The organism is Arthrobacter sp. BK1, from assembly GCF_056680055.1.
This window is the reverse complement of sequence record NZ_CM155263.1, coordinates 4,302,478-4,323,833: the sequence shown is the minus strand read 5'-3', so window position 1 is coordinate 4,323,833 and position 21,356 is coordinate 4,302,478. Positions and strand designations below refer to the sequence as shown.

Sequence of the window (21,356 nt, the reverse complement as noted above, 5' to 3'; positions counted from 1 at the left end):
GAGCAACGATTAACCAACGCGGGGTCACTTCCCGCCCAAAATCCTCGCTGGATTGGGCCGGAAGTGACCCCGCGTTGCTTTGTCCGGGGTCAGTCCGGCAGAATCCGCCGCACCACGGCGTCGGCCAGCAGGCGGCCCTTGAGGGTCAGCACCAGCTTTCCGCGGAACGCGGCCGGCGGCTCCACGAGTCCATCGGCGATGAGCCCGGCCATGGCGTGACGGCCCGGCTCCCCCAGGCTTGAGACCGCAAGCCCGGAGACGAGCCGCGCCTCAAGCATGACCCGCTCCACCTCACGGGTTTCTGCGTCCAGGGTTTCCCGTCCGGCAGCAGGTGAGAGCCCTTGGGCCAGCCGTCCAGCGTACGCAGTGGGATGCTTGACGTTCCACCACCGCACGCCGCCGACGTGCGAGTGGGCGCCCGGACCGATCCCCCACCAATCGTCTCCACGCCAGTACGCAAGGTTGTGCCTGCACGCCTGCTCCGGTGTCCGGGCCCAGTTGCTGACCTCGTACCAGCCCAGCCCTGCCGCTGTAATGAGTTCGTCCGCGAGTTCGTATTTGTCGGCGTGGTCGTCGTCGTCGATTCCGGGAACTTCGCCGCGGCGGATCTGGGCGGCAAGCTTGGTGCCGTCCTCCACGATCAGCGCGTAGGCGCTGATGTGGTCCGGTTCATAGGACAGCGCAGTCTCCAGGGAGTAGCGCCAATCAGCCAGCGACTCCCCCGGCGTCCCGTAGATCAGGTCCAGGCTGACGGCCAGCCCGGCTTCGCGGGCCCACTGAACCACCTGCGGCACCCGGCTGGGAGTGTGCGTCCTGTCCAGGACTTTCAGGACGTGGGGAACGGCGGACTGCATGCCGAAGGAGACCCTGGTGAAACCGGCTTTCCTGAGGACAGCCAAGGATTCGGGGGTGACTGAGTCCGGGTTCGCTTCAGTGGTGACTTCGGCGCCCGGTTCCAGGCCCCAATGCCCGACGGCGGCGCCCAGGATCTGTGCGAGGTCTTCAGCGGGGAGCAAGGTAGGGGTTCCCCCACCGAAGAAGACCGTGCTCAGCGGCCGGTCCGGCAGCCCGGAGTCCCGCAGGACGGTGGCGGCGAAATCGACTTCCGACACGGCGGTGGAGGCGTAGGCATCCTGGGAAGCGCCGCCGCCCAGCTCGGTTGCTGTGTAGGTGTTGAAGTCACAGTACCCGCAGCGCACAGCACAGAACGGGATGTGCACGTACAGCCCGAAAGCACGTTCCGCCGAACCGTCGGTTGCCTGGCTGGGCAGCAGACCGTCCGACGGCGCCGGGTCGCCGAGGGGAAGAGTGCTAGGCATCAGCGGTTCCCCCGCTGCGCTGTGGTCACTTCTTCTTTGCCTTGTCCTTTGATTCGTCGGTGGTGAGGGCAGCGATGAACGCTTCCTGCGGCACCTCCACCGTGCCCACCATCTTCATGCGCTTCTTGCCTTCTTTTTGCTTTTCCAGCAGCTTGCGCTTACGCGAGATGTCACCGCCGTAGCACTTCGCCAACACATCCTTCCGGATTGCCCGGATACTTTCGCGGGCGATGATCCTGGAGCCGATGGCTGCCTGGATGGGCACCTCGAACTGCTGGCGCGGAATGAGTTCACGGAGCTTTCCCGTCATCATCACACCGTAGGCGTAGGCCTTGTCCCGGTGGGTAATGGCCGAGAACGCATCGACCTGTTCGCCCTGGAGCATGATGTCCACCTTGACAAGGTCGGCCACCTGCTCGCCGTCGGCCTTCCAGTCCAGCGATCCGTAGCCGCGGGTCTTGGACTTGAGGATGTCGAAGAAGTCGAACACGATTTCCGCCAGCGGCAGGCGGTAGCGGATTTCCACGCGGTCCTCGGAGAGGTAATCCATGCCGCCCATCACGCCGCGGCGGCTCTGGCACAGCTCCATGATGGCGCCGACAAACTCGTTTGGCGCCAGGATGGTGGCGGAGACCATGGGCTCGCGGACTTCGGCAATTTTGCCGGAAGGGTATTCGCTGGGGTTGGTCACATGGACCACCTTCTTGTCCTCCAGCGTCACCTCATATTCGACGTTGGGGGCCGTGGAGATCAGGTCCAGGTTGTACTCGCGCTCGAGCCGCTCCCTGGTGATTTCCAGGTGCAGCAGGCCCAGGAAGCCCACACGGAAGCCGAATCCCAGGGCCGCGGAGGTCTCCGGTTCGTACACCAGTGCGGCGTCGTTGAGCATCAGCTTTTCCAGCGCGTCACGCAGTACCGGGTAGTCGGTGCCGTCCAACGGGTACAGGCCGGAAAAGACCATCGGCTTGGCGTCGGCATAGCCGGGGAGCGACTTGGCGGCAGGCTTGGCAAGGTTGGTGACGGTGTCGCCAACCTTGGAAAGGCGGACGTCCTTCACGCCGGTGATCAGGTAGCCCACCTCTCCCACACCAAGGCCCTTGGAGGGCGTAGGCTCCGGGGAGCTCACACCGATCTCAAGGAGTTCGTGGGTGGCGCGGGTGGACATCATCTGGATGCGTTCCCGGGGGTGCAGCATGCCGTCGACCACGCGGACATAGGTGACTACACCGCGGTAAGTGTCATAGACGGAGTCGAAGATCATGGCGCGGGCGGGGGCGTCCGGGTCACCCTTGGGGGCCGGCAGGTCGCGGACAATCTTGTCCAGCAGCGTCTCCACACCCATGCCGGTCTTGCCGGAGACGCGGAGGACGTCGTCGGGGTCTCCGCCAATCAGGTTGGCCAGTTCCGCCGCGTACTTCTCGGGCTGGGCGGCCGGGAGGTCGATCTTGTTCAGCACCGGGATGATGGTCAGGTTGTTTTCCATCGCAAGGTAAAGGTTGGCAAGCGTCTGGGCCTCGATGCCCTGCGCGGCGTCAACCAGGAGCACCGCACCCTCGCAGGCTGCCAGTGAACGTGACACTTCATAGGTGAAGTCAACGTGGCCCGGGGTGTCGATCATGTTCAGCGCGTAGCTGGTTCCGTCCAGCTCCCACGGCATCCGGACGGCCTGGGACTTGATGGTGATGCCACGCTCGCGTTCGATGTCCATGCGGTCCAGGTACTGGGCCTTCATGTCGCGGGACTGAACGACCCCGGTGAACTGCAGCATGCGGTCAGCCAGGGTGGATTTACCGTGGTCAATGTGCGCGATGATGCAGAAATTCCGAATGATGGCCGGATCTGTCGCGGCGGGCACCGGGGCGGTGCGGGCCATGGGAGACACGCAGGGTCCTTACTGTTGGCATTCACGCGGCCGCCTGCAGGACGCAACGAAGGCACCCTGCGGCCGGGCCGCACATTTTGAACCTCCAGTGTCCCACGTCAGGGCCCATCGCACCGCATCCAACAGGCAATGCCAGGCCGGCGATAGTGTTGGCCCATGCCTATTAACCTCCGTTCCTTGGCCAGCGCCGTCCGGATGACCGTCAGGGTCCTGGAGAAACTTAGATCCGGCACGGCCGGATCTGCCGGTCCAGCAGCCCCGAAGACAGCAGGCCGTCCGGCTGCCTCATCCGCGGCGGCCCGTTGGTACCCCGGCGACTTCCGGGGCGCCTCCTCCGTCCGCTACGCGCCGCATCCTGACGGAAGCCCCGATCCGGGCGAGGTCGTCTGGACCTGGGTCCCGTATGAAGAGGACCACAGCAAAGGCAAAGACCGGCCCGTTCTTTTGGTTGGCCACAACGGTCCCCACCTGCTGGGGCTGATGCTGACCAGCAAAGACCACGATCAGGACAGCAGCAGGTCCGAAGACTACGTGGACATCGGGACGGGCAGCTGGGACCGGCAGCAAAGGCCCAGTGAAGCGAACCTGGGGCGGGTCCTGCAAATCAGCCCGGACAGCATCCGGCGCGAAGGTGCCGTGCTGGACCGGAAACGCTTCGAGTTGGTAGCCGCCGGGCTCCGGCGCCGGCACGGCTGGAAATAAGGCGTCGACACGCTTGGAAGCACCCTGCCCAAATGGCCAGCCCGGCCAGCGGTCTGCTATTCTTTATAGCTGTGTGTCCGTGCAGGTCGACGGCCACTGATGGTTGGCCGCCATAGGTATCCCCACGCCGCTCAGTCAATGGCCAATCTGAAAGCCCTCTAGACCATTTCCGCATTAAAAAGAGAGTTCACACGTGGCTAATATCAAGTCCCAGAAGAAGCGCATCCTCACCAACGAGAAGGCACGCCTGCGCAACAACGCAGTCAAGTCTGAGCTGAAGACGGCCATCCGCGCCGTCAACACCGCCGTTGAGTCCACCGACAAGGATGCAGCTACTGCTGCCCTGGTCGCTGCCGGCCGCAAGCTGGACAAGGCTGTCAGCAAGGGTGTTCTGCACAAGAACAACGCAGCGAACCGCAAGTCGGCGATCTCCAAGAAGGTCAACGCACTGTAAGGTTTCCAGTTCTGTTGAACTGATGATTGAGGCCGGCACCCGATGGGGTGCCGGCCTCAACTCTTTAAGCCTGTTCCGGTCTGCAAGGCCGTCTCTGTGCACCGGCTCTTTGACCCTGTCCCAGTGCGCCGGCCGTTTTCTCCCGCCGGGGTGATCCCGGGACGGCGTCAGTGCCGCTGCGCCGACGTCGCAATGACGGTGACAGCGTGCTCGACGGCGTAGACCGGATCCCGCGACAGGCCCTTGACCTGTGCATCGGCTTCCGCCGTCGCCTGGATGGAGCGGACCAGGCCTTCCGGCGTCCAGCGGCGCACGTCGCGCTGGGCCTGTTCCACCAGCCAGGGCTGCATTCCCAGCTCGCGGGCGATCTGTGCCGGGGATCCGTGTGCCCCGGCGACCTTTGCAACGGTCCGCAGCTTGGCTGCCAGCGCCGCCACGATGGGCACCGGGTCAGCCCCGGTGGCGAGGGCGTGACGGAGGGTGGAAAGCGCCACCGGACCGTTCCCGGCCATGGCGGCGTCCGCCACCTTGAAAGCAGTGGCCTCGATCCGGCCGCCATAGTACCGGTCCACCACTTCCGGAGTCACAGCACCCGGGGCATCCGCGATCAGCTGGCTGCAGGCCGCCGCCAGTTCCGAAAGGTTGGCCCCGACAGCGTTGACCAGAGCCTGCACGGCGTCGGAATTGATCTTCCGTCCCGCGGTCCTGAATTCAGTGGAAACAAACGCCGCTTTATCAGCGTCCTTCTTCAACGGCTGGCAGTCCACCACCGGCCAGCCGCCGCTCTTGACCGCGTCAAGGAGCTTCTTGCCACGGACTCCCCCGGAGTGCCTCAGGACCAGGACTGCGTCCGGCTCAGGATGGGCGAGGTAGGCGAGGGCGTCGGCCAGGAAGGCATCGTTCATCGCTTCAACGCCTTCGACTTCAATCAGTTTCCGCTCGCCGAACAGCGAGGGGCTGACGTTCATGGCCAGCGCCCCCGGTTCGTAGATGCCGGCCGTCAGGTGGCTTATTTCAACGTCCGGGAAGGCTGCCCGAACCTGTGAGCGGATGTGGTCCATGGCGCGGATCCCCAGGTATTCCTCGGGACCGCCCACCAGCACGACTTCAGCGGGGGTTACGTCCCGCCAGGAGGCGGTGTTCGTCGCCTGCGCTTTGGTTCGTGTGCCTGGGGCAGCGGCCATGGTGGGTTCCTCCCGGAAATTCTGGTGCAGTGTCTAAGCCTGCCATGGCGAGGGGCCCGCTCCAAGCCGCGCGTGGCGTTCGCGGGCACACCTTGCTCGCCGGACCGCTCCCGGGTAACGGGCAACAGGCATTCCACACGTTCCACAAGCGCCTCCGTCCGTGCGTGCAGTGCCAGGACCAGGCGGAGCACTTGGCGCGGCCGGACGGCAAGCCAGACGCCGGCCAGTGTCAGCACAGAGAGCAGCACCATGGTGGCCAGGCCGAATATTCCTTCCGGCCAGGGCAGGGAAGCGCCGGGTAGCCCTGCGCTCATCCGCGCCGTTCCGGCCACACCGGCGCTGAAAGTACCGGCCACCGCAATCAGCATGGTGGCGGCCCAGGGCGCCACCACCAGCAACGGCACGGCGGCCGTGCCCAGGAGCGTCACCGGCGCCACCAGCGGTGCGGCCAGGATGTTCGCCAGCAGCGAGTAGGTGGAGAACTGCGGCTGCAGGAGCACGATGACAGGGCCGCACAGCAGTTGAGCGGACAACGGTACCGCCCAGGCGGCTGCAGCCCAGCGCGGAACCACTGCCGGGGTCCAGTCGATCATCCTGCGGCCCAGCACAATGATGCCCAGTGTTGCCAGGACGGAAAGCAGGAAGCCGAAGCTGGTTCCCAGGCCCGGGTCAAGCAACAGCAGTCCGATCACGGCGAGGCAGAGGAAGCTGAGCCCGCGGCCCGTGCGTCCGCCGGCCAGCGACGCCAGCGCAATCGAGCCCATCAACGCAGCCCTCAGCACGCTGGCGTCCGGGCCCACCAGCACCACGAAAATTCCCAGGCCGGCCAGCGCCAGCCCGGCCGCAGGAACCCGTGGCAACCGCAGGCTCCGTGCCAGCACCAGCAGGGCACCGAGGACCAGGCTGCAGTTCGCCCCGCTCACAGCAGTCAGGTGCGTCATGCCGACCGCCTTCATGGACGCATTGAGCCCTTCGTCCAACGCACTCGTGTCACCGGTGACCATGCCCGGCAGGAGGCCGGCCGGATCGTCGGCAAGAAAAGCCGCAGCTGACACGTACCGCCCACGCAGATCCCTGGCTACGACTTCCCAACCCCTGGCACCGCCGCCGAGGGTCCCGCTTCCTGCGGCGCCGGGCGGCAGCGACGCTGCGAGGACCGCGGCTTCCTCTTGGCCGGGATCCGCAGGCTTCAGTTTGCCTGCGGTGCGGACCACCTGCCCGGGCACCAGGTTTGCCCAGCCGCTTCCGCCCATCACCACCAGCCGTGCGCTGGTGCTGATGATCTGGCCGCTGACAGTGACCTCCTGGGTCTTCGCAGGCACCGACCAGCGGTCGGCCGGCCCCGCAGCCCCCGGGAGCGCCATGGCCCGCGGTGAGCCGGTCACTTCCATGACCGCCACCACGGACAGGCCGGATGCAACTGCCTCTGCAAAAGGACCGTCAGTGCGCTGCGACGACGAAACCGCGGAGTGGGAGGCTGTTGCCGCGGCAAGCATCAGGGCGATGGCGGTGGTCAGCGAAAAGCTGCGCCGGCCTGCAGCCAGCCTCCTGCCACGGGCGGCCCGGCACACCAGGAAAGCTGCCACGAGCAAGGAACAGCAGCACACCCCCAACAACACCATCGGGCTGAACCAGACGCCGGCCACGGCAGCGCCCCAGATGAGCAGCGCAGGAAGTACGAGCCTGACGTCGGTCCTCCGCCGCGGAACATCGCTGGGGGCAATCCGCTCCTGGCCACGCAGCTTCTTCCCGACGTGCTCCCCCAGCCAGGCAGCGCCTGGTTTGCCGCCGCATGGCCTCCGCACGCTGCTGCCCATGCCGGGATGCGGGCTGTGCGCCAGGCCCGGTTTGATGGCGGGCCCGGGTGTACCCTGCCTAGCGCCTTCGGAGTCGGCGGGAGCGTCCTGGCCCTGCACTGCCGAGTCGACGAAGCGGCTCCACGGGCTGCGGGTGGCCATCTAGATGCCCACCAGGGGCAGGAGTGTTTCGAGCATCTTCGCGCCCACACCGTCCACAGCGTCGAGCTCCTCGACAGCCTTGAAGGGGCCATGTTCCTTGCGCCAGTCCACGATCCGCTGGGCCAGGACCGGCCCCACCTTCGGCAGGGCGTCCAGTTCTTCGATGCCTGCAGTGTTCAGATTGACCTTCCCTTCCAAGGGGACACCACGCCCGCCGTCACCGCCGGACGGCTGTGTGCCTGACCCGGGCTGGCCGGCGGGGACTTGTTCGCCTGCCTGGGGCACGTAGAGCTTTTCCCCGTCGGCGAGCACGGCTGCCAGGTTGAGCCTGTTGAGGTCCGCTGCCGCCGTCCCGCCGCCCGCGGCTGCGACGGCCTGGTGCACCCTGCTTCCGGCCGGTAACTGCACCACTCCCGGCGTGACGACGGCGCCGGCCACGTGGATGATCACGACGCCGGGCATGCCACCTGCACCGGGCGGATCCGGCCCCTCCGGCTCATTGTCCGGGAGCGCCCCTTGGTCCGCGGATCCGCTGTCCTGGGTTGAGATGTCACTCAGTGGCACCACCTCTGGCTTCCCTGCACCTACCTGCCACCAGAACCAGGCACCGCCCAGGACCGCCAACGCCCCGATAAGGAGTGCTGCCCGGAATCCAATCCGCCACCGCAGGGATGGCCCGGTCTTCCCCGTGCCGTTCGCGGCCTCACCACCAACGCCTGGGTCCGGGCCGTCAGCACTAAGGTGCGTTCCGCCGTCGTACTCGAACGGCTCACTGCTGCCACCGGTCAGAAGGAGGCTGCCTCCGAGCGTTGACTGCAGCCGGTCCCGGGCATGACGGGCCTCCTGGCGTGCAGCTCCAGCGTCCCGGCGTGACATGATCCCCACGCTAGGGAACTGCCGCCCCCGATAACAGGACGGAGCCGCCCTATGTGGAAACCGCCGGTGGAACAGTTAGCCGGCCACCGCCGGCGGGGCAAATTCCGCAGCCGCCGGGCCGCTCTCCCCCACAATCACGGCAAGCACTCCCAGCCCGGCGTGCGCCGCCAGGACCGCGGGCAGGGAACTGATCTGGGCGCGCGGGCACCCCGGCAGGGCAGCGGCAAGCCGGTCGGCCAGGGCCTCCGCCTCTTCCGGGTTGCCAAAATGGTGAACAGCGAGGCGGGCCTGGCCTTCAGGACGGGACGCTGCATCCGCCGCGGCGATCTCCTCAAGCCGGGCCACCGCTTTGGCAGCGGACCTGACCTTTTCCAACGGGATGATCTTGCCGTCGTCGACGGCCAGGATGGGCTTGATGGCGAACATGGTCCCCAGAAGCGAAGCGGCTGCGCCGATCCGTCCTCCGCGCCGGAGCTGCTCAAGGCTGGGGACGTAAAAATAGACCTTGGTCCGCGCCAACTGCTCCGCCGCTATGGCGCGGACCGCCGGGGCGTCGAGACCGGCCTCCGCGGCCAGAACGGCACTCTGCACGCCCATGCCCAGCGCCATCCCCACCGTGGCCGAGTCAAGGATTTCCACAGGGATACCAACGCGGCCCGCCGCCAGCCGGGCGGCATCCGCGGTGCCGGAGAGGCCGCCGGAAATGTGGATGGACACCACGCCCTCGTAGCCATGGCGTTCCGCGGCCAGAAAGGCCTGTTCGAACTGGCCGGGCGATGGGCGGGACGTCTTGACCGACTTTCCGGCCGCCATCGCCAGCGCAATGATCCCGGTGATGTCGTCTTCACCCTCGCCATAGATTTCTGCACCCACCATGACCGGCATGGGAATGACCGCCAGCCGGCCATCAGCGGTGCAGGCGTGCACCCAGTCAGCCGGCAGAGCCGAGGCCGAGTCCGTCACCACTGCCGTACGGACGACGGCGGCAGCTTCTGCAGGTGCAGCACCGGTGCGCGCCGTGTGCCGCAGGCCGGCAAGGCGATCCCGGACCCATAGCCAGGCAGCTGCGTCGCGGTCGGGCAAGTTGGCCTCCTGGATCAAAGCCGGCCACCGGGTGGATCCGGTGGCCGGTACACAGCCCTGCCTTCTATCAGGCCGGGACGATGTTGACCAGTTTAGGCGCACGCACGATCACCGTGCGGATACCGCGGCCGTCGAGAGCCCGTTGGACGTTTTCGCTGGCCAGCGCCAGTTCGCGCAGCTTGTCCTCGCCGATCTCCGGGGAGACCTCCAGACGGTCGCGGACCTTGCCCTGGACCTGGACGACGGCGGTCACGGTGTCCTGCACCAGGAGTGCGTCGTCGTGGGCAGGCCACCCTGCGTTAGCCACGGAGGCCGGGTGGCCCAGGACGTTCCACATGTCCTCTGCCGTGTATGGCGCGAACAGGCTCAAGATGACGGCGACCGCTTCGGCGGCTTCCCGGACGGCGGGATCAGACCCGCCGGCGCCGGAATCGATGGTCTTCCGCGTGGCGTTGACCAGCTCCATCAGCTTGGCCACCACCACGTTGAACTTGTTGGTGTCCAGCAGCGCAGCGGCATCAGCGATGGTGCGGTGGGTGACGGAGCGCAGGGCGCGGTCGCCGGCCGATGGGTCAACCCCGGCGGCGCTGGTTACGTCCTGGGCCAGCCGCCAGGCACGGGCCAGGAACTTCGCAGAGCCCGACGGCGAAACGTCCGCCCAGTCGACGTCGTCCTCCGGCGGGGAGGCGAAGATCATGGTCAGGCGGACAGCGTCCACACCGAACTTGTCCAGCTGCTCACCCAGGTCAACGCCGTTGCCCAGCGACTTGGACATGGCCTTGCCGCCGTTGAGGACCTGGCCCTGGTTGAGGAGGGCGCTGAAGGGTTCGTCGGCCTCGATCATGCCCAGGTCATGGATGACCTTGGTGAAGAAGCGCGCGTACAGCAGGTGCAGGATGGCGTGCTCCACACCGCCCACGTACTGCCCCACCGGCATCCAGTCGTTGATCTTCGCGGGATCGAAAGGACCTTCGGTGTACTCAGGCGAGACGAACCGCAGGAAGTACCAGGACGAGTCCACGAACGTGTCCATGGTGTCGGTGTCGCGCTTGGCCGGTCCATGGCAGTTGGGGCACTCAACGTTGACCCAGGCCTCTGCCGCAGCCAGCGGCGACGTGCCCTTCGGGGACAGGTCCTCGCCGCGAAGGTCTGAGGGGAGGGTCACGGGCAGCTGTTCGTCAGGGACGGGGACCTCGCCGCAGGACGGGCAGTGGATGATGGGGATGGGTGTGCCCCAGAACCGCTGGCGGCTGAGCAGCCAGTCGCGCAGGCGGAAGTTGACGAATTTCCCGCCGGTGCCCTGTTTCTCGAGCATCTCGATCGCAGCGGGAATAGCGTCGGTCTTCGGCAGACCGTCCAGGACGCCTGAATTGATCAGGGTGCCCTCCCCCGAGGTGGCTTTGCCGGAAACGGCCGGATCTTCCTCGCCGGTGTCCAGCACCGCCCGGACAGGCAGATCAAACGTCCTGGCAAAGTCAAGGTCACGCTGATCGTGCGCCGGGACGGCCATGATTGCGCCGGTGCCGTAATCGGCCAGCACATAATCGGCTGCCCAGACGGGGAGTTTCTCGCCGTTCAGCGGGTTGACGGCGTACCGTCCGGTGAAGACGCCGGTCTTTTCCCGCTCCGTTGACTGGCGTTCGATTTCGGTGAGCGCCTTGACCTTTTCACGGTAGGCGTCCAGGGCATCGGAGTGTTCCGCTGTCACCAGTTCGACGGCGAGCGGCGCGTCTGCAGCGACGACGAAGAAGGTGGCGCCGTACAGGGTGTCCGGCCGGGTAGTGAAGACGGTGACGTCCTTGGCGGGCTTGCCGCCGTCGGCCTCGATCACGAAGTTGACGTGGGCACCCTCAGAGCGGCCGATCCAGTTCTTCTGCATCGCCAGCACGCGCTCGGGCCAGTGGCCGCGGAGCTCGTCCATGTCATCGAGCAGCCGGTCGGCGTACTCGGTGATCTTGAAGTACCACTGGTTCAGGGACTTCTTGGTGACGGGCGTGCCGCAGCGTTCGCAGGCACCGTTGACCACCTGTTCGTTGGCAAGCACGGTCTGGTCCTTGGGGCACCAGTTGACCGGGGAATCCTTCCGGTAGGCAAGTCCGCGCTCGTAGAAGCGTTTGAACAGCCACTGCGTCCAGCGGTAGTACCCGGGATCGGACGTGTGGAGCCGGCGTGACCAGTCGGCGGAAATCGCATAGCGCTTGAACGACGCCGCCTGGGTGTCGATGTTGGCGTAGGTCCACTCGCTCGGGTGCGCGTTCCGTTTGATGGCGGCATTCTCCGCGGGCAGGCCAAAGGAATCCCAGCCGATCGGGTGCAGGACGTCGAAGCCCTTCTGCCGCAGGTAGCGCGCCACGACATCGCCCATGGCGAAAGCTTCGGCGTGCCCCATGTGGAGGTCGCCGGACGGGTACGGGAACATGTCCAGCACGTAGCGGCGCTCGCGGGAGCCGTCGTCGACAGGCGTGAAGACCTTGAGGTCCTCCCATACCTGCGGCCATTTGGCTTCCATCGCCGCGAAACTGTACGCCCCCTCTTCGGGGGTTTCCGACGTCGCTGCTGCTGTTCCGGTGTCTGTCTCCGGCTGAACGCTCACTGCTGCCCTCTTCTGTTCAGTGGTGGCATCGGTGCTGCCACCACGGTCTGATCCTCCTGCCGTCCGGCCGCAAACCGGCCCGGACACACAAAAGCCCCTCGCCATGGAGGGGCTGCCGCACGGCCATCCGTAGGTCTTCGGATACCGGGCGGCTAGCTAAGCAGAAGGATCGCACGCATAGGTCTACTTTAGCGCACCCACCGCACGCGGACAGCTGCGTGCCCTAGGCCGCGATGGAGCCTGCGGCTAGACTGAAATTCCCCCATCGCTTTGCCTGATCGGGATGGAGACTCCCGTGAGTGAAGACGTCCCGTTCCCCCGCCTTGGTGATCCCGCGGCACAATCGCGGGAGGCTGTCGGCACCAAAGCAGCGGCCCTGTCAGCGCTCAGCGCGGCAGGTTTTCCGGTACCGGCAGGTTTTGTCGTCACCCAGGCCGCACTGCAGGACAACCCAGCGGGCACGATTCTGGCTGAGCGCCTGCGGAAGGCGGCGTCCACCGCCGGCCCCGGCCCCTTCGCCGTCAGGTCCTCAGCCGCCGCGGAAGACCTGCCGGACGCATCGTTTGCCGGAATGTATGAGTCATACCTGCGGGTGGACATCGAGGACCTGTCCGCCGCCATGGAGAGTTGCTTTCGGTCGGCAGAGACTGAACGTGTCAGGGCATACCAGGCCTCGGTCACCAGGCGGGAATCAGCAGAACCGGCCGGGCCGGCGGACCCATCCGCGCCGGCAGCACCGCCCGGCCCAGGCATGGCCGTCCTGGTCCAGCAGATGGTGGAGCCCGCCGCCGCAGGTGTTGCCTTCACTGCCAACCCCCTGACCGGCGCCCGGGACGAGATCGTCATTTCGGCGGTGTCAGGATTGGGCGAGAAGCTGGTGTCCGGCGTATCAACCGGAGAGGAATGGACGGTCCGCCACGGCCGGCCGCACCGCACCCAAGGCACTGGCTCTGTCCTGACGGAGCCAAGCGCGACGGCGGTCGCCGCCGTTGCGGCGCGGGTGGCAGTTCATTTCGGCTGCCCACAGGACATCGAGTGGGCGGTGGACGATGCCGGCAACGTCCTGATTCTCCAGGCCCGCCCGATGACAGCATTGCCGGATCCCGTCAGCTGGGAGCCGCCCGGGAAGGGCCCCTGGCTCCGGAACTTCCGCCTGGGTGAATGGCTTCCTGAACCCGTCACTCCGTTATTCATGGACTGGGCGATTCCCCGGATCGACGCCGCCTACAACGCCGCCGTCCGCAGGTCTGTTGGCGTTGAAGTGCCGATGCGGAACGGTGTGATCAATGGCTGGTACTACGTTTCCCCGCCGAGCCCGCGGCACCTTCCGCAGGTGTTGTTCGGGGGGCCGCCACGGGCCGTGGCCTACTTCTACAATTCGGTGTTCCGCCCAATGTTCGATCCCGCCGGTGCGGACAGGACGGTGCTGCGGGACCTGGAAGACGAGTGGCGAAGGGACTGCCTGCCCGCTTACCGGGCTGTCGCGGCTACGCCCTTGGACACCCTGGGTTCAGCGACCGGGACCGAGCTCATCGGCCTGGTGGACCAAGTGACGAAAATTGCCGGCGAATATCTGTGGTTCTTTTCCGTCACGGGTGGCGGCGCCTGGAAGATGGAGGTGGCCCTGGCCCGGTTCTGGCGCCGGCATCTGGCGGGCCCACTCGCCGGCAGCGCCTCCTCCATTGCCCGGCCCGGGCAGGCCCCGGGCTACCAGACGTTGCTGGGCGGCCTCGCCCCGGCGCTGCCCGGCGCAGTTCCGCATGCGGTGTACAGCCTGGACTGGTACCACCCGACGGCGGGCGAGGAAAGCCACCACCAGGTCAGGCCCGGCACCCTGCAGGAGGCAATCCACCGCCCGGCTGGAACTGCGGTGGACCGGCGGCGGAAGGCAGAGGCACAATGCCGTGCCGTGCTTCAGGGCACGAGACAACTGCACAGGTTCGACGCCCTCCTCAGCCTTGCCCAGCACTATGCCGTGCTCCGCGAGGAACAGGTCCGGGATTTTACGCTCGGCTGGCCGTTGCTGCGCCGCTGCACGGGCGAACTCGGCGCCCGCCTCCATAGCCGTGGGACCATCGATGCTCCTGAGGACATCTATTTCCTCACGTTCGACGCCTTGGGCGTGGACGTGCCGCGGCAACAGGACAATGTGGACCGGCGGCGCAGGGAGTGGACGCAGCAGCGGAAACTTGCGGCGCCACTGTCAGCAGGGAAGATGCCCCCGCTGGTGGGCAATGCATTCGACCGTCTGGCCAACCTGGCACGCAGTAGCCGGGACCATCCGGAAGGTGCCTTGGTGGGACACCCGGCCAGTCCCGGCAGGGTCCAGGGCAGAGTCCGGGTGGTGGACGGCCCCGAGGACTTTCCGCAGTTCCAACCCGGCGAGGTCCTTGTGGCGAAAGCGACCGCGCCCGCCTGGACACTCCTGTTTGCCGACGCAGCAGCGGTGGTGACCGACGGGGGAAACCTGGCCGCCCACGCTTCCCTCGTTGCCCGCGAATACGGGATCCCCGCCGTCGTAGGCACCGGAAACGCCACCCACCTCCTCCACACGGGCCAACTGGTCACCGTGGATGGCAACGCCGGCACGGTGATAACGCACGAGGGCTAAAGCACGTCCTCGTCGACCCAATCCATGGACTTGGTGACCGCCTTCTTCCATAGACGCAGCTGGCGGTCGAGTTCTGCACCGTCCATCCGGGGTTCCCAGCGCTTGTCCTCGGACCAGTTTGCCGAGAGTTCGCCAAGGTCCTTCCAGAAGCCGACGGCGAGGCTAGCGGCGTAGGCGGCTCCCAGCGCCGTCGTCTCAATCACGGTGGGCCGGATCACCGGGACGCCCAGGATGTCGGCCTGGAACTGCATCAGCGCATCGTTGGCCACCATGCCGCCGTCGACCTTCAGTTCTGTCAGCGGCACGCCGGCGTCCGCGTTGACGGCGTCGAGCACCTCGCGGGCCTGGAAAGCCGTGGCCTCCAGGGCAGCCCGGGCGATGTGGTTCTTGTTGGCGAACCGGGTCAGGCCCACGATGGCGCCGCGGGCGTCCGACCGCCAGTACGGGGCGAAGAGCCCGGAGAGCGCCGGCACGAAGTACACACCGCCGTTGCCTTTCACTGCGGCGGCCAGTGTTTCGACGTCGGCCGCGTTCCTGATCATGCCGAGATTGTCCCGGAGCCACTGGATCAGGGATCCAGTGACGGCGATGGAGCCTTCGAGGGCGTAGTGCGGTGCGGCTTCGCCGAGTTTGTAACCGACCGTTGTGAGGAGTCCGTTTTTCGAATGGACGATCTCTTCCCCGGTGTTGAAGATCAGGAAGCAGCCGGTGCCGTAGGTGTTTTTTGCTTCACCGGCATCAAATGCTGCCTGCCCGAACGTTGCTTCCTGCTGGTCGCCAAGGATGCCCGCGACGGGGACTTCCCGCAGCAGCTGGGACGTATGGACGGTGCCGTACACCTCGGAGGAGGACCTGATGGCCGGCAACATGGACGCCGGTACGCCGAAGACGCCCAGGATTTCTTCGTCCCGTTGGAGTGTGGCGAGGTCCATGAACATGGTCCGCGACGCGTTGGTGACGTCGGTGACATGCACTCCGCCGTCCACTCCCCCGGTCAGATTCCAGAGGACCCACGAATCTGTGGTGCCGAAGATCAGGTCACCGGCCTCCGCCCTGGCCCGGGCGCCGTCGACGTTGTCCAGGATCCACTTGATCTTGGTGCCGGAGAAATACGTGGCAAGCGGCAGGCCCACCCTCTCCTTGAACCGCTCCAGCCCGCCCTCCTTGGCCAGCTCGTCCACAATGTCCTGGTGTCCTGGTGTCCTGCCAGACGATGGCGTTGTACACAGCCTCGCCGGTGGTCTTATCCCACACCACGGCGGTCTCGCGCTGGTTCGTTATCCCGACGGCGGCGATATCGTGCCTGGTCAGGTTCGCTTTGGAGAGGGCGGAGCCGATGACCTCCCGGGTGTTGTTCCAGATCTCCGCCGGCCGGTGCTCCACCCAGCCGGCCTGCGGAAAGATCTGCTCGTGTTCCATCTGGCCTGAGGACACGATGGCGCCGTGATGGTTGAAGATGATGGCACGGGAACTGGTGGCGCCCTGGTCGATCGCGATTACGTACTGGTTCATGGTGACGTCCTTGTCCGGGGCAGAAGTGGCCGGGTCCCGTTCGAAGAACATCCAATGATGCCACCGCGCGGCGGCAGGCAGGGTTTCGCGGCGTCGCCTGAGCCAGTGGGTAAAGTCAATGCTATGAAACCCTCACCCCGTCTCAGCCTGAACAACGGCGTCCTGATCGACCAACTGGGATTAGGGCTGTACAAGGTTCCGGCGGCGGACGCCCCAAGCCTGGTGTCCATGGCGCTGGGCGCAGGCTACCGCCGTTTCGACACGGCCGCCATGTACGGCAACGAGACCGGCGTCGCCAGGGGCCTGAGTTCCGCGTTCGGAACCGAGGGCGGAAGCGGCGGCTCGGGCGAAGCTGCCCCCGGCCTGCGGCGTGAGGATGTCTTCATCACCACGAAGGTCTGGAACGACGACCAGGGATATGACAGGACGCTCCGCGCCTTCGATACCTCCATGGTCAACCTTGGCCTGGACTACGTGGACCTGTACCTGATCCACTGGCCCTGTGCCCGCCGGGAGCTGTTCACCGAGACATACCGCGCCCTGGAAACGCTCTACCGCGAAGGAAAAGTGCGGGCGGTCGGTGTCTGCAACTTCCAGCCGAAGCACCTTGACCGCTTGCTCCAGAAAGCAGAAGTCGTGCCCGCCGTGAACCAGATCGAGCTGCATCCCTGGCTCCAGCAGCACGAGCTCAGCCAGAAGCACAAGGACCTGGGGATCCTGACCGAAGCATGGAGCCCGCTCGGGCGCGGACAGGTGCTGGCCGACCCCGTGGTCGTGGCCCTTGCGTCCGAGCATGGCAGGACGCCGGCCCAGATCGTCCTCCGGTGGCATATCCAGTTGGGGAACCTCACTGTCCCGAAAGCGAGCTCGGAGGCACGGATCCGGGAGAACCTGCACGTTTTTGGCTTTGAACTTTCCCCGCGGGACATGGCCGCCCTGGCTGAGCTCGACCGCGGCCACCGTACCGGCTCCCACCCGGACAACGTCAACTAGGACCAAAGGTCAATGAAAACAGCCGCTCCCCAGCCATCCCCCGCGCCGTCCTACTTCAGCGATGCCCTGGCGGCCCGCACGGATGCCGCCGCCATCACGCTGAACGGCAGTAAAGTGGCCTACTGGACCTACGAACCGGTCCGTGCCACACCGGAAACCCGCACCATCCTGGTCATCCACGGCTTCCGGGGTGACCATCACGGCCTGCTCCGGGTGGCTGACCAGCTCCCGGAAATGCGCATCATCATGCCGGATCTGCCCGGCTTCGGCAGCTCTGAGGCGTTCGCAGCCGCGGATCATTCGGTGGCCAGCTACGGCACGTTCATCGCGGACTTCATGGCGGCACTTGGACTCGGCCAGGACACTGTCCTCCTGGGCCACTCCTTCGGCTCGATCATCGCATCCCATTACGTGGCGGCCCACCCCGGGACCGTCACCCCGCTGATCCTCATCAACCCCATCGCTGCGCCCGCCCTGGAAGGCCCGAAGGGCCTCATGACGAAACTGGCGGTGCTCTACTACCGCCTGGCGGCCGGTCTCCCCCGCCAGTTAGGACTGGCCCTTCTGCGCAGCCCGCTGATTGTCCGCGTCATGAGCGAGGCCATGGCCAAGACCACTAATAAGGAGCTGCGCCGGTTTATCCATGGCCAGCATCGTGCCTACTTCAGCGCCTTCGCTGACCGGGAAAGCCTCCTTGAATCGTTTACGGCGTCGGTGGGCAGCCATGTCGCCGAGATTGCGGACAAGCTGACGCTGCCGGTATTGCTGATCGCCGGCGAAAAGGACGAGATAGCCATGCTCCCGGACCAGCACCGGCTCAACGCGCTCCTTCCGGACGGGGTCCTCAGAGTGATTCCCGGCGTCGGCCATCTCATCCATTACGAAACGCCCGAACCTGCCGCCGGTTTCATCCGCAGCTTCCTTAAGGACCACCCCGCGTGAAGATTGTTATCGATGCCCGCTTCACCAGGACTGACCACCATGACGGCATCAGCCGGTACGGGGCGAGCCTCATTGCGGCAACGTCGAAAATCGCCGATGTCTCCATGCTCATCAGCGACCCGCGGCAGCTGGCCCTGCTCCCGGATGTTCCGTACACGCTGATCAACAGCCCGCTCTCGCCGGTGGAACTGTTTGTTGCCCGCAAGGTCAACCCGCTCGGTGCCGACGTTGTGGTGTGCCCCATGCAGACCATGGGGAGCTGGGGGCGCAAGTACGGCCTGGTCCTGACCCTGCACGACCTCATCTATTACGAGCACCCTGCGCCTCCGGGCTTCCTGCCGGCACCGGTCCGGATCCTGTGGAGGCTGTACCACAAGGCCTTCTGGCCCCAGCGGCTGCTCCTCAACCGGGCGGACGTGGTGGCAACCATCAGCAAGACCACTGAGGCCCTGATGGCCAAGTACCGGCTGACCAAACGGCCTGTGAGGATCATCAGCAACGCGCCCCAGCCTGCCCAGGACCCACGGGACCCTGCCGCCGGGGCCGACCACACGCTGATCTACATGGGTTCGTTCATGCCGTACAAAAACGTCGGCACTATGGTGGCCGGAATGGCGGACCTGCCGGACTTCACGCTTCATCTGCTGAGCAGGATCACCCCGGAACGCCGGGCGGAACTGGAGCTCATGGTCCCGCCGGGGGCCACAGTGGTCTTCCACAACGGCGTCACCGATGACGAATATTGGGCTCTGCTGCAGCGGGCCACGGCCCTGGTGAGCCTCTCGCACGCTGAGGGTTACGGTTTGCCGCTGGTGGAAGCCATGTCGCTGGGCACGCCGGTGATCGCCAGCGACATCCCGATTTTCCGCGAGGTCGGCGGCGACGCGGCAGCGTACGTCGATCCCGCGTCACCGGCGGAATTCGCGGCGGCAGTGCGGAAACTGCGCGACGACACCCACTGGCAGGACGTGTCCCGCCGCTCGGTCGAGCGTGCCCGGGAGTTCAGCTGGGATGAGTCCGCGCGGCAGCTGGTGGACGTGGCACACGGCATCGTGGCGCGCCGCAGCCGCTAGCCGGCAGAGCTAGAGGACATCAACGCCGTCGAGCCTGACCTGCACCGGTTCCTCGCTTCGCTTGGCGGCGGCCGCCGCCTTTGTTGAGCGCAGGACATGGGTGACCAAACCGGCCTGTCCATAGGGGAAGAACAGCAGGGTGCGGACGTCTTCACCGACCCGCTGGGGTGTTGGAAGCCCAACGAGCAGCACCGGCGCAGGTCCCGCTGTCCGCAGCGTCAGGCCCGCGTCCGCCAGCTGGTGTTCCACAGCAGCAGCGAAATGCTCGACGGCGGCCCGGGGACCGGTGACCGACGCGACGCGGACGGCAGGGGGCAACTGGAGTTCCATCCTCAGTTCCAGCTCCCGACGGGCGTAGCCGGCAGGGTCCCACCGCAGCAGGGCACCAACAGCCACGCTCTCCATCGCGGTGATGACCACCAGTCCGCCGTCGGAGGCCGGGCGCACTAAAGCCGCGGCATTGAACCAGCGGCGCACGGTGTCCTCGCCGGCGCGGAGATTTTCCCGCCGCAGCATCGAGTCGCCGTCAAGGAGCAGGGCCGCGGCGTAGCCGCCGTCCGCTACGGGTTCCGCACCGATCGTCGCAACCACCAGTGCATTGCTGCTGCCGACCCTGGCTTTGACGTGGTCTCCGGAGGACGTGACGACGGCCTTTCCGGGGAAGGCCCGGCCCAGCTCTTCCGCGGTCCGCAGGACGCCGGTGGCCCCTTTTCGGAGCCTTCGGCCTGTGCAGTGGACACATTGCCAGTCCGGAGACGGCGTGGAACACCACCGGCATTGCGGAATCGAGGCGGAACCGCTGGCGCCCGCGAGGGCCAGCGGTCCCTGGCAGGCCTGGCACCGTGCCGGTTCGCGGCAGGTTTCGCACACGAGCGACGGGGCATAGCCTGCCCGGGCCACCTGCACCAGGACGGGGCCTCGTTCCAGTCCTTCCTTGGCCGCCCGCCATGCGGCTCCGGGGAGCCGGGCAATCCGGGCCAGGGGGTCACGTTCCTGTTCAAAACTGTCTGCCGTATTGAGCACCCGGGGAACGGTGCGGCGCAGATGAGGGCGTTCGGCGTCGATGGGCATGGCCCAGCCTGCCTCCACCAGCCGTTGCAGTTCGGTGCTCCTGGAATGGGCCGCCATCAGGCAGGCCGCGCCTTCCTGGTCTGCCCGGAGCAGCAGCACTTCGCGGGCGTGGGCGTAGGGTGCGCGCTGTTCGATGTGAAGGTCGTCGCCGTCGTCCCAGCAGGCCACAAGGCCAACGTTCCGGACCGGGGCATACGCTGCCGACCGTGTCCCGATGGCGACCCGCGCCGAACCGGCCAGGAGGCGGAGGAAACTCCGGTACCGGGGAGTGGGTCCGTCATCTGCGGTGAGGCGGGCGATGTCACTGGCCGGCAATACTTCCAGCAGCGCCGCTTCAAGCTGGTCCAGGTCACGGTGGTCCGGTACCACCACCAGGGCGCCCCGGCCGGAGGCGCGGACGGCTGCTACAGATTGTGCCAGCAGGCGCGGCCACGCTGCCGGGCCGTAGCCCTGGAGCGGACTGAAGACCGCACGCGGGGAACCCCCGTCCCGGAGGTGACGGACGAATGCGGGGCCGTTCCGGTAGCCGTCCCAGGCAGCTTCCCGACCGATTGGGACCTCTGCCCCGCCAGCCGGTGCGTGGCGTTCCGCCTCGGCGCCTGAGGCGGTGGCACCGGTGGCTGCGGCGAATGCTCCGGCGAGAAACTCCTTCTCCAGCTTGGCCACCCGCGGCGGCACGGCCACGCGGAGGACGTCGCTGACGGTTCCTGCGTAGCGGGCTGCGACGGCGGATACGAGGTCGCGCACAGGCGGCGTCAGGACGGCGACCGGTGAGATGACCTTGTGCAGCGGCACCAGGGCGTGGCCGGCATCAGACTCCGCGGCGCGTTCCATGATGAACCCGGAAAGTTCCTGGCCATTGAACCTGACCTTCACCCGGACGCCCGGTTGCGCCGCTTCGTCCAGTTCTGCCGGGACGCTGTAATCGAAGGGACGGTCCAGGTGCGGCAGCGGGGTCTCCACCAGGACCCTGGCGACGGGGAGCTGCCCGGCCAGCGGTGGGCCAGCCGGCCGTGCCTTGGCGGGGAACCCCTGCAGAAGCGATGGTTGGACAGCACCGGAGGGGTCTGACTGGGCCCGGAGAGACGCCGCTGATACAGCGC

14 protein-coding genes and 1 pseudogene are annotated in these 21,356 nt (G+C 66.6%); 6 read left to right on the top strand and 9 right to left on the bottom strand.

Going from position 1 to position 21,356, the window contains the following annotated elements; all coding sequences use genetic code 11:
- Nucleotides 1-89: 89 nt before the first annotated feature.
- Nucleotides 90-1,319, bottom strand: coding sequence for a radical SAM family heme chaperone HemW (gene hemW, locus AC1MCA_RS19835; protein ID WP_479800041.1), 1,230 nt, complete (start codon nucleotides 1,317-1,319; stop codon nucleotides 90-92).
- A 25-nt stretch (nucleotides 1,320-1,344) separates the two neighbouring features.
- Nucleotides 1,345-3,201, bottom strand: coding sequence for a translation elongation factor 4 (lepA, locus tag AC1MCA_RS19830; RefSeq protein WP_479800039.1), 1,857 nt, complete (start codon nucleotides 3,199-3,201; stop codon nucleotides 1,345-1,347).
- 156 nt (nucleotides 3,202-3,357) lie between these two features.
- Between lepA and AC1MCA_RS19825 the strand changes: the two genes are divergently transcribed.
- Together AC1MCA_RS19825 and rpsT are read left to right on the top strand one after the other, a co-directional pair.
- Nucleotides 3,358-3,903: a type II toxin-antitoxin system PemK/MazF family toxin gene (locus AC1MCA_RS19825; RefSeq protein ID WP_479800038.1), complete on the top strand. Its 546-nt coding sequence runs from the start codon at nucleotides 3,358-3,360 to the stop codon at nucleotides 3,901-3,903.
- 193 nt (nucleotides 3,904-4,096) lie between these two features.
- Nucleotides 4,097-4,357: a 30S ribosomal protein S20 gene (rpsT, locus tag AC1MCA_RS19820; RefSeq protein WP_108598327.1), complete on the top strand. Its 261-nt coding sequence runs from the start codon at nucleotides 4,097-4,099 to the stop codon at nucleotides 4,355-4,357.
- A gap of 167 nt (nucleotides 4,358-4,524) precedes the next feature.
- Here the strand turns inward: rpsT and holA are convergent, their stop codons facing one another.
- The 5 genes from holA to leuS all read right to left on the bottom strand — a co-directional run bounded on the left by holA (nucleotide 4,525) and on the right by leuS (nucleotide 12,051).
- Nucleotides 4,525-5,541, bottom strand: coding sequence for a DNA polymerase III subunit delta (holA, locus tag AC1MCA_RS19815; protein WP_479800037.1), 1,017 nt, complete (start codon nucleotides 5,539-5,541; stop codon nucleotides 4,525-4,527).
- The gene (locus AC1MCA_RS19810; RefSeq protein WP_479800035.1) at nucleotides 5,475-7,499 is read right to left on the bottom strand and encodes a ComEC/Rec2 family competence protein; all 2,025 of its coding nucleotides are present in this window, start codon (nucleotides 7,497-7,499) and stop codon (nucleotides 5,475-5,477) included. The genes holA and AC1MCA_RS19810 overlap by 67 nt, the downstream gene beginning before the upstream one ends.
- The gene (locus AC1MCA_RS19805) at nucleotides 7,500-8,375 is read right to left on the bottom strand and encodes a ComEA family DNA-binding protein (RefSeq protein ID WP_479800034.1); all 876 of its coding nucleotides are present in this window, start codon (nucleotides 8,373-8,375) and stop codon (nucleotides 7,500-7,502) included.
- Between the two features lie 75 nt (nucleotides 8,376-8,450).
- Complete coding sequence (locus AC1MCA_RS19800) at nucleotides 8,451-9,458, bottom strand: DegV family protein (protein ID WP_479800033.1); 1,008 nt, start codon at nucleotides 9,456-9,458, stop codon at nucleotides 8,451-8,453.
- 67 nt (nucleotides 9,459-9,525) lie between these two features.
- The gene (gene leuS / locus AC1MCA_RS19795) at nucleotides 9,526-12,051 is read right to left on the bottom strand and encodes a leucine--tRNA ligase (protein WP_479800032.1); all 2,526 of its coding nucleotides are present in this window, start codon (nucleotides 12,049-12,051) and stop codon (nucleotides 9,526-9,528) included.
- A 295-nt stretch (nucleotides 12,052-12,346) separates the two neighbouring features.
- On the opposite strand from leuS, the gene AC1MCA_RS19790 reads away from it, so the two are divergent.
- The gene (locus AC1MCA_RS19790) at nucleotides 12,347-14,662 is read left to right on the top strand and encodes a PEP/pyruvate-binding domain-containing protein (protein ID WP_479800031.1); all 2,316 of its coding nucleotides are present in this window, start codon (nucleotides 12,347-12,349) and stop codon (nucleotides 14,660-14,662) included.
- On the opposite strand, the pseudogene glpK reads toward AC1MCA_RS19790, so the two are convergent.
- A pseudogene (glpK, locus tag AC1MCA_RS19785) lies at nucleotides 14,659-16,174 on the bottom strand (glycerol kinase GlpK). The gene AC1MCA_RS19790 and the pseudogene glpK overlap by 4 nt on opposite strands.
- Nucleotides 16,175-16,297: 123 nt before the next feature.
- On the opposite strand from glpK, the gene AC1MCA_RS19780 reads away from it, so the two are divergent.
- From AC1MCA_RS19780 to AC1MCA_RS19770, 3 genes are read left to right on the top strand one after another with little or no spacing between them, the layout of a single operon-like run.
- A complete protein-coding gene (locus tag AC1MCA_RS19780; RefSeq protein ID WP_479800030.1) occupies nucleotides 16,298-17,167 on the top strand; it encodes an aldo/keto reductase in 870 nt (289 codons plus the stop codon).
- Between the two features lie 12 nt (nucleotides 17,168-17,179).
- Nucleotides 17,180-18,109 (top strand): alpha/beta fold hydrolase, encoded by a 930-nt coding sequence (locus AC1MCA_RS19775; protein ID WP_479800028.1) that lies wholly within the window; start codon nucleotides 17,180-17,182, stop codon nucleotides 18,107-18,109.
- The gene (locus AC1MCA_RS19770; protein ID WP_479800026.1) at nucleotides 18,106-19,182 is read left to right on the top strand and encodes a glycosyltransferase family 4 protein; all 1,077 of its coding nucleotides are present in this window, start codon (nucleotides 18,106-18,108) and stop codon (nucleotides 19,180-19,182) included. Before AC1MCA_RS19775 ends, AC1MCA_RS19770 begins: the two co-directional genes overlap by 4 nt.
- 9 nt (nucleotides 19,183-19,191) lie before the next feature.
- Here AC1MCA_RS19770 and AC1MCA_RS19765 read toward each other — a convergent pair whose 3' ends face one another.
- Nucleotides 19,192-21,291: a primosomal protein N' gene (locus tag AC1MCA_RS19765; protein WP_479803480.1), complete on the bottom strand. Its 2,100-nt coding sequence runs from the start codon at nucleotides 21,289-21,291 to the stop codon at nucleotides 19,192-19,194.
- Nucleotides 21,292-21,356: the final 65 nt, after the last annotated feature.

Coding starts and splice junctions, on each gene's coding strand:
- hemW (WP_479800041.1), bottom strand. CDS start 1,319: ATGCCTAGCACTCTTCCCCTCGGCGACCCGGCGCCGTCGGACGGTCTG.
- AC1MCA_RS19825 (WP_479800038.1), top strand. CDS start 3,358: ATGCCTATTAACCTCCGTTCCTTGGCCAGCGCCGTCCGGATGACCGTC.
- holA (WP_479800037.1), bottom strand. CDS start 5,541: ATGGCCGCTGCCCCAGGCACACGAACCAAAGCGCAGGCGACGAACACC.
- AC1MCA_RS19810 (WP_479800035.1), bottom strand. CDS start 7,499: ATGGCCACCCGCAGCCCGTGGAGCCGCTTCGTCGACTCGGCAGTGCAG.
- AC1MCA_RS19805 (WP_479800034.1), bottom strand. CDS start 8,375: ATGTCACGCCGGGACGCTGGAGCTGCACGCCAGGAGGCCCGTCATGCC.
- AC1MCA_RS19780 (WP_479800030.1), top strand. CDS start 16,298: ATGAAACCCTCACCCCGTCTCAGCCTGAACAACGGCGTCCTGATCGAC.
- AC1MCA_RS19775 (WP_479800028.1), top strand. CDS start 17,180: ATGAAAACAGCCGCTCCCCAGCCATCCCCCGCGCCGTCCTACTTCAGC.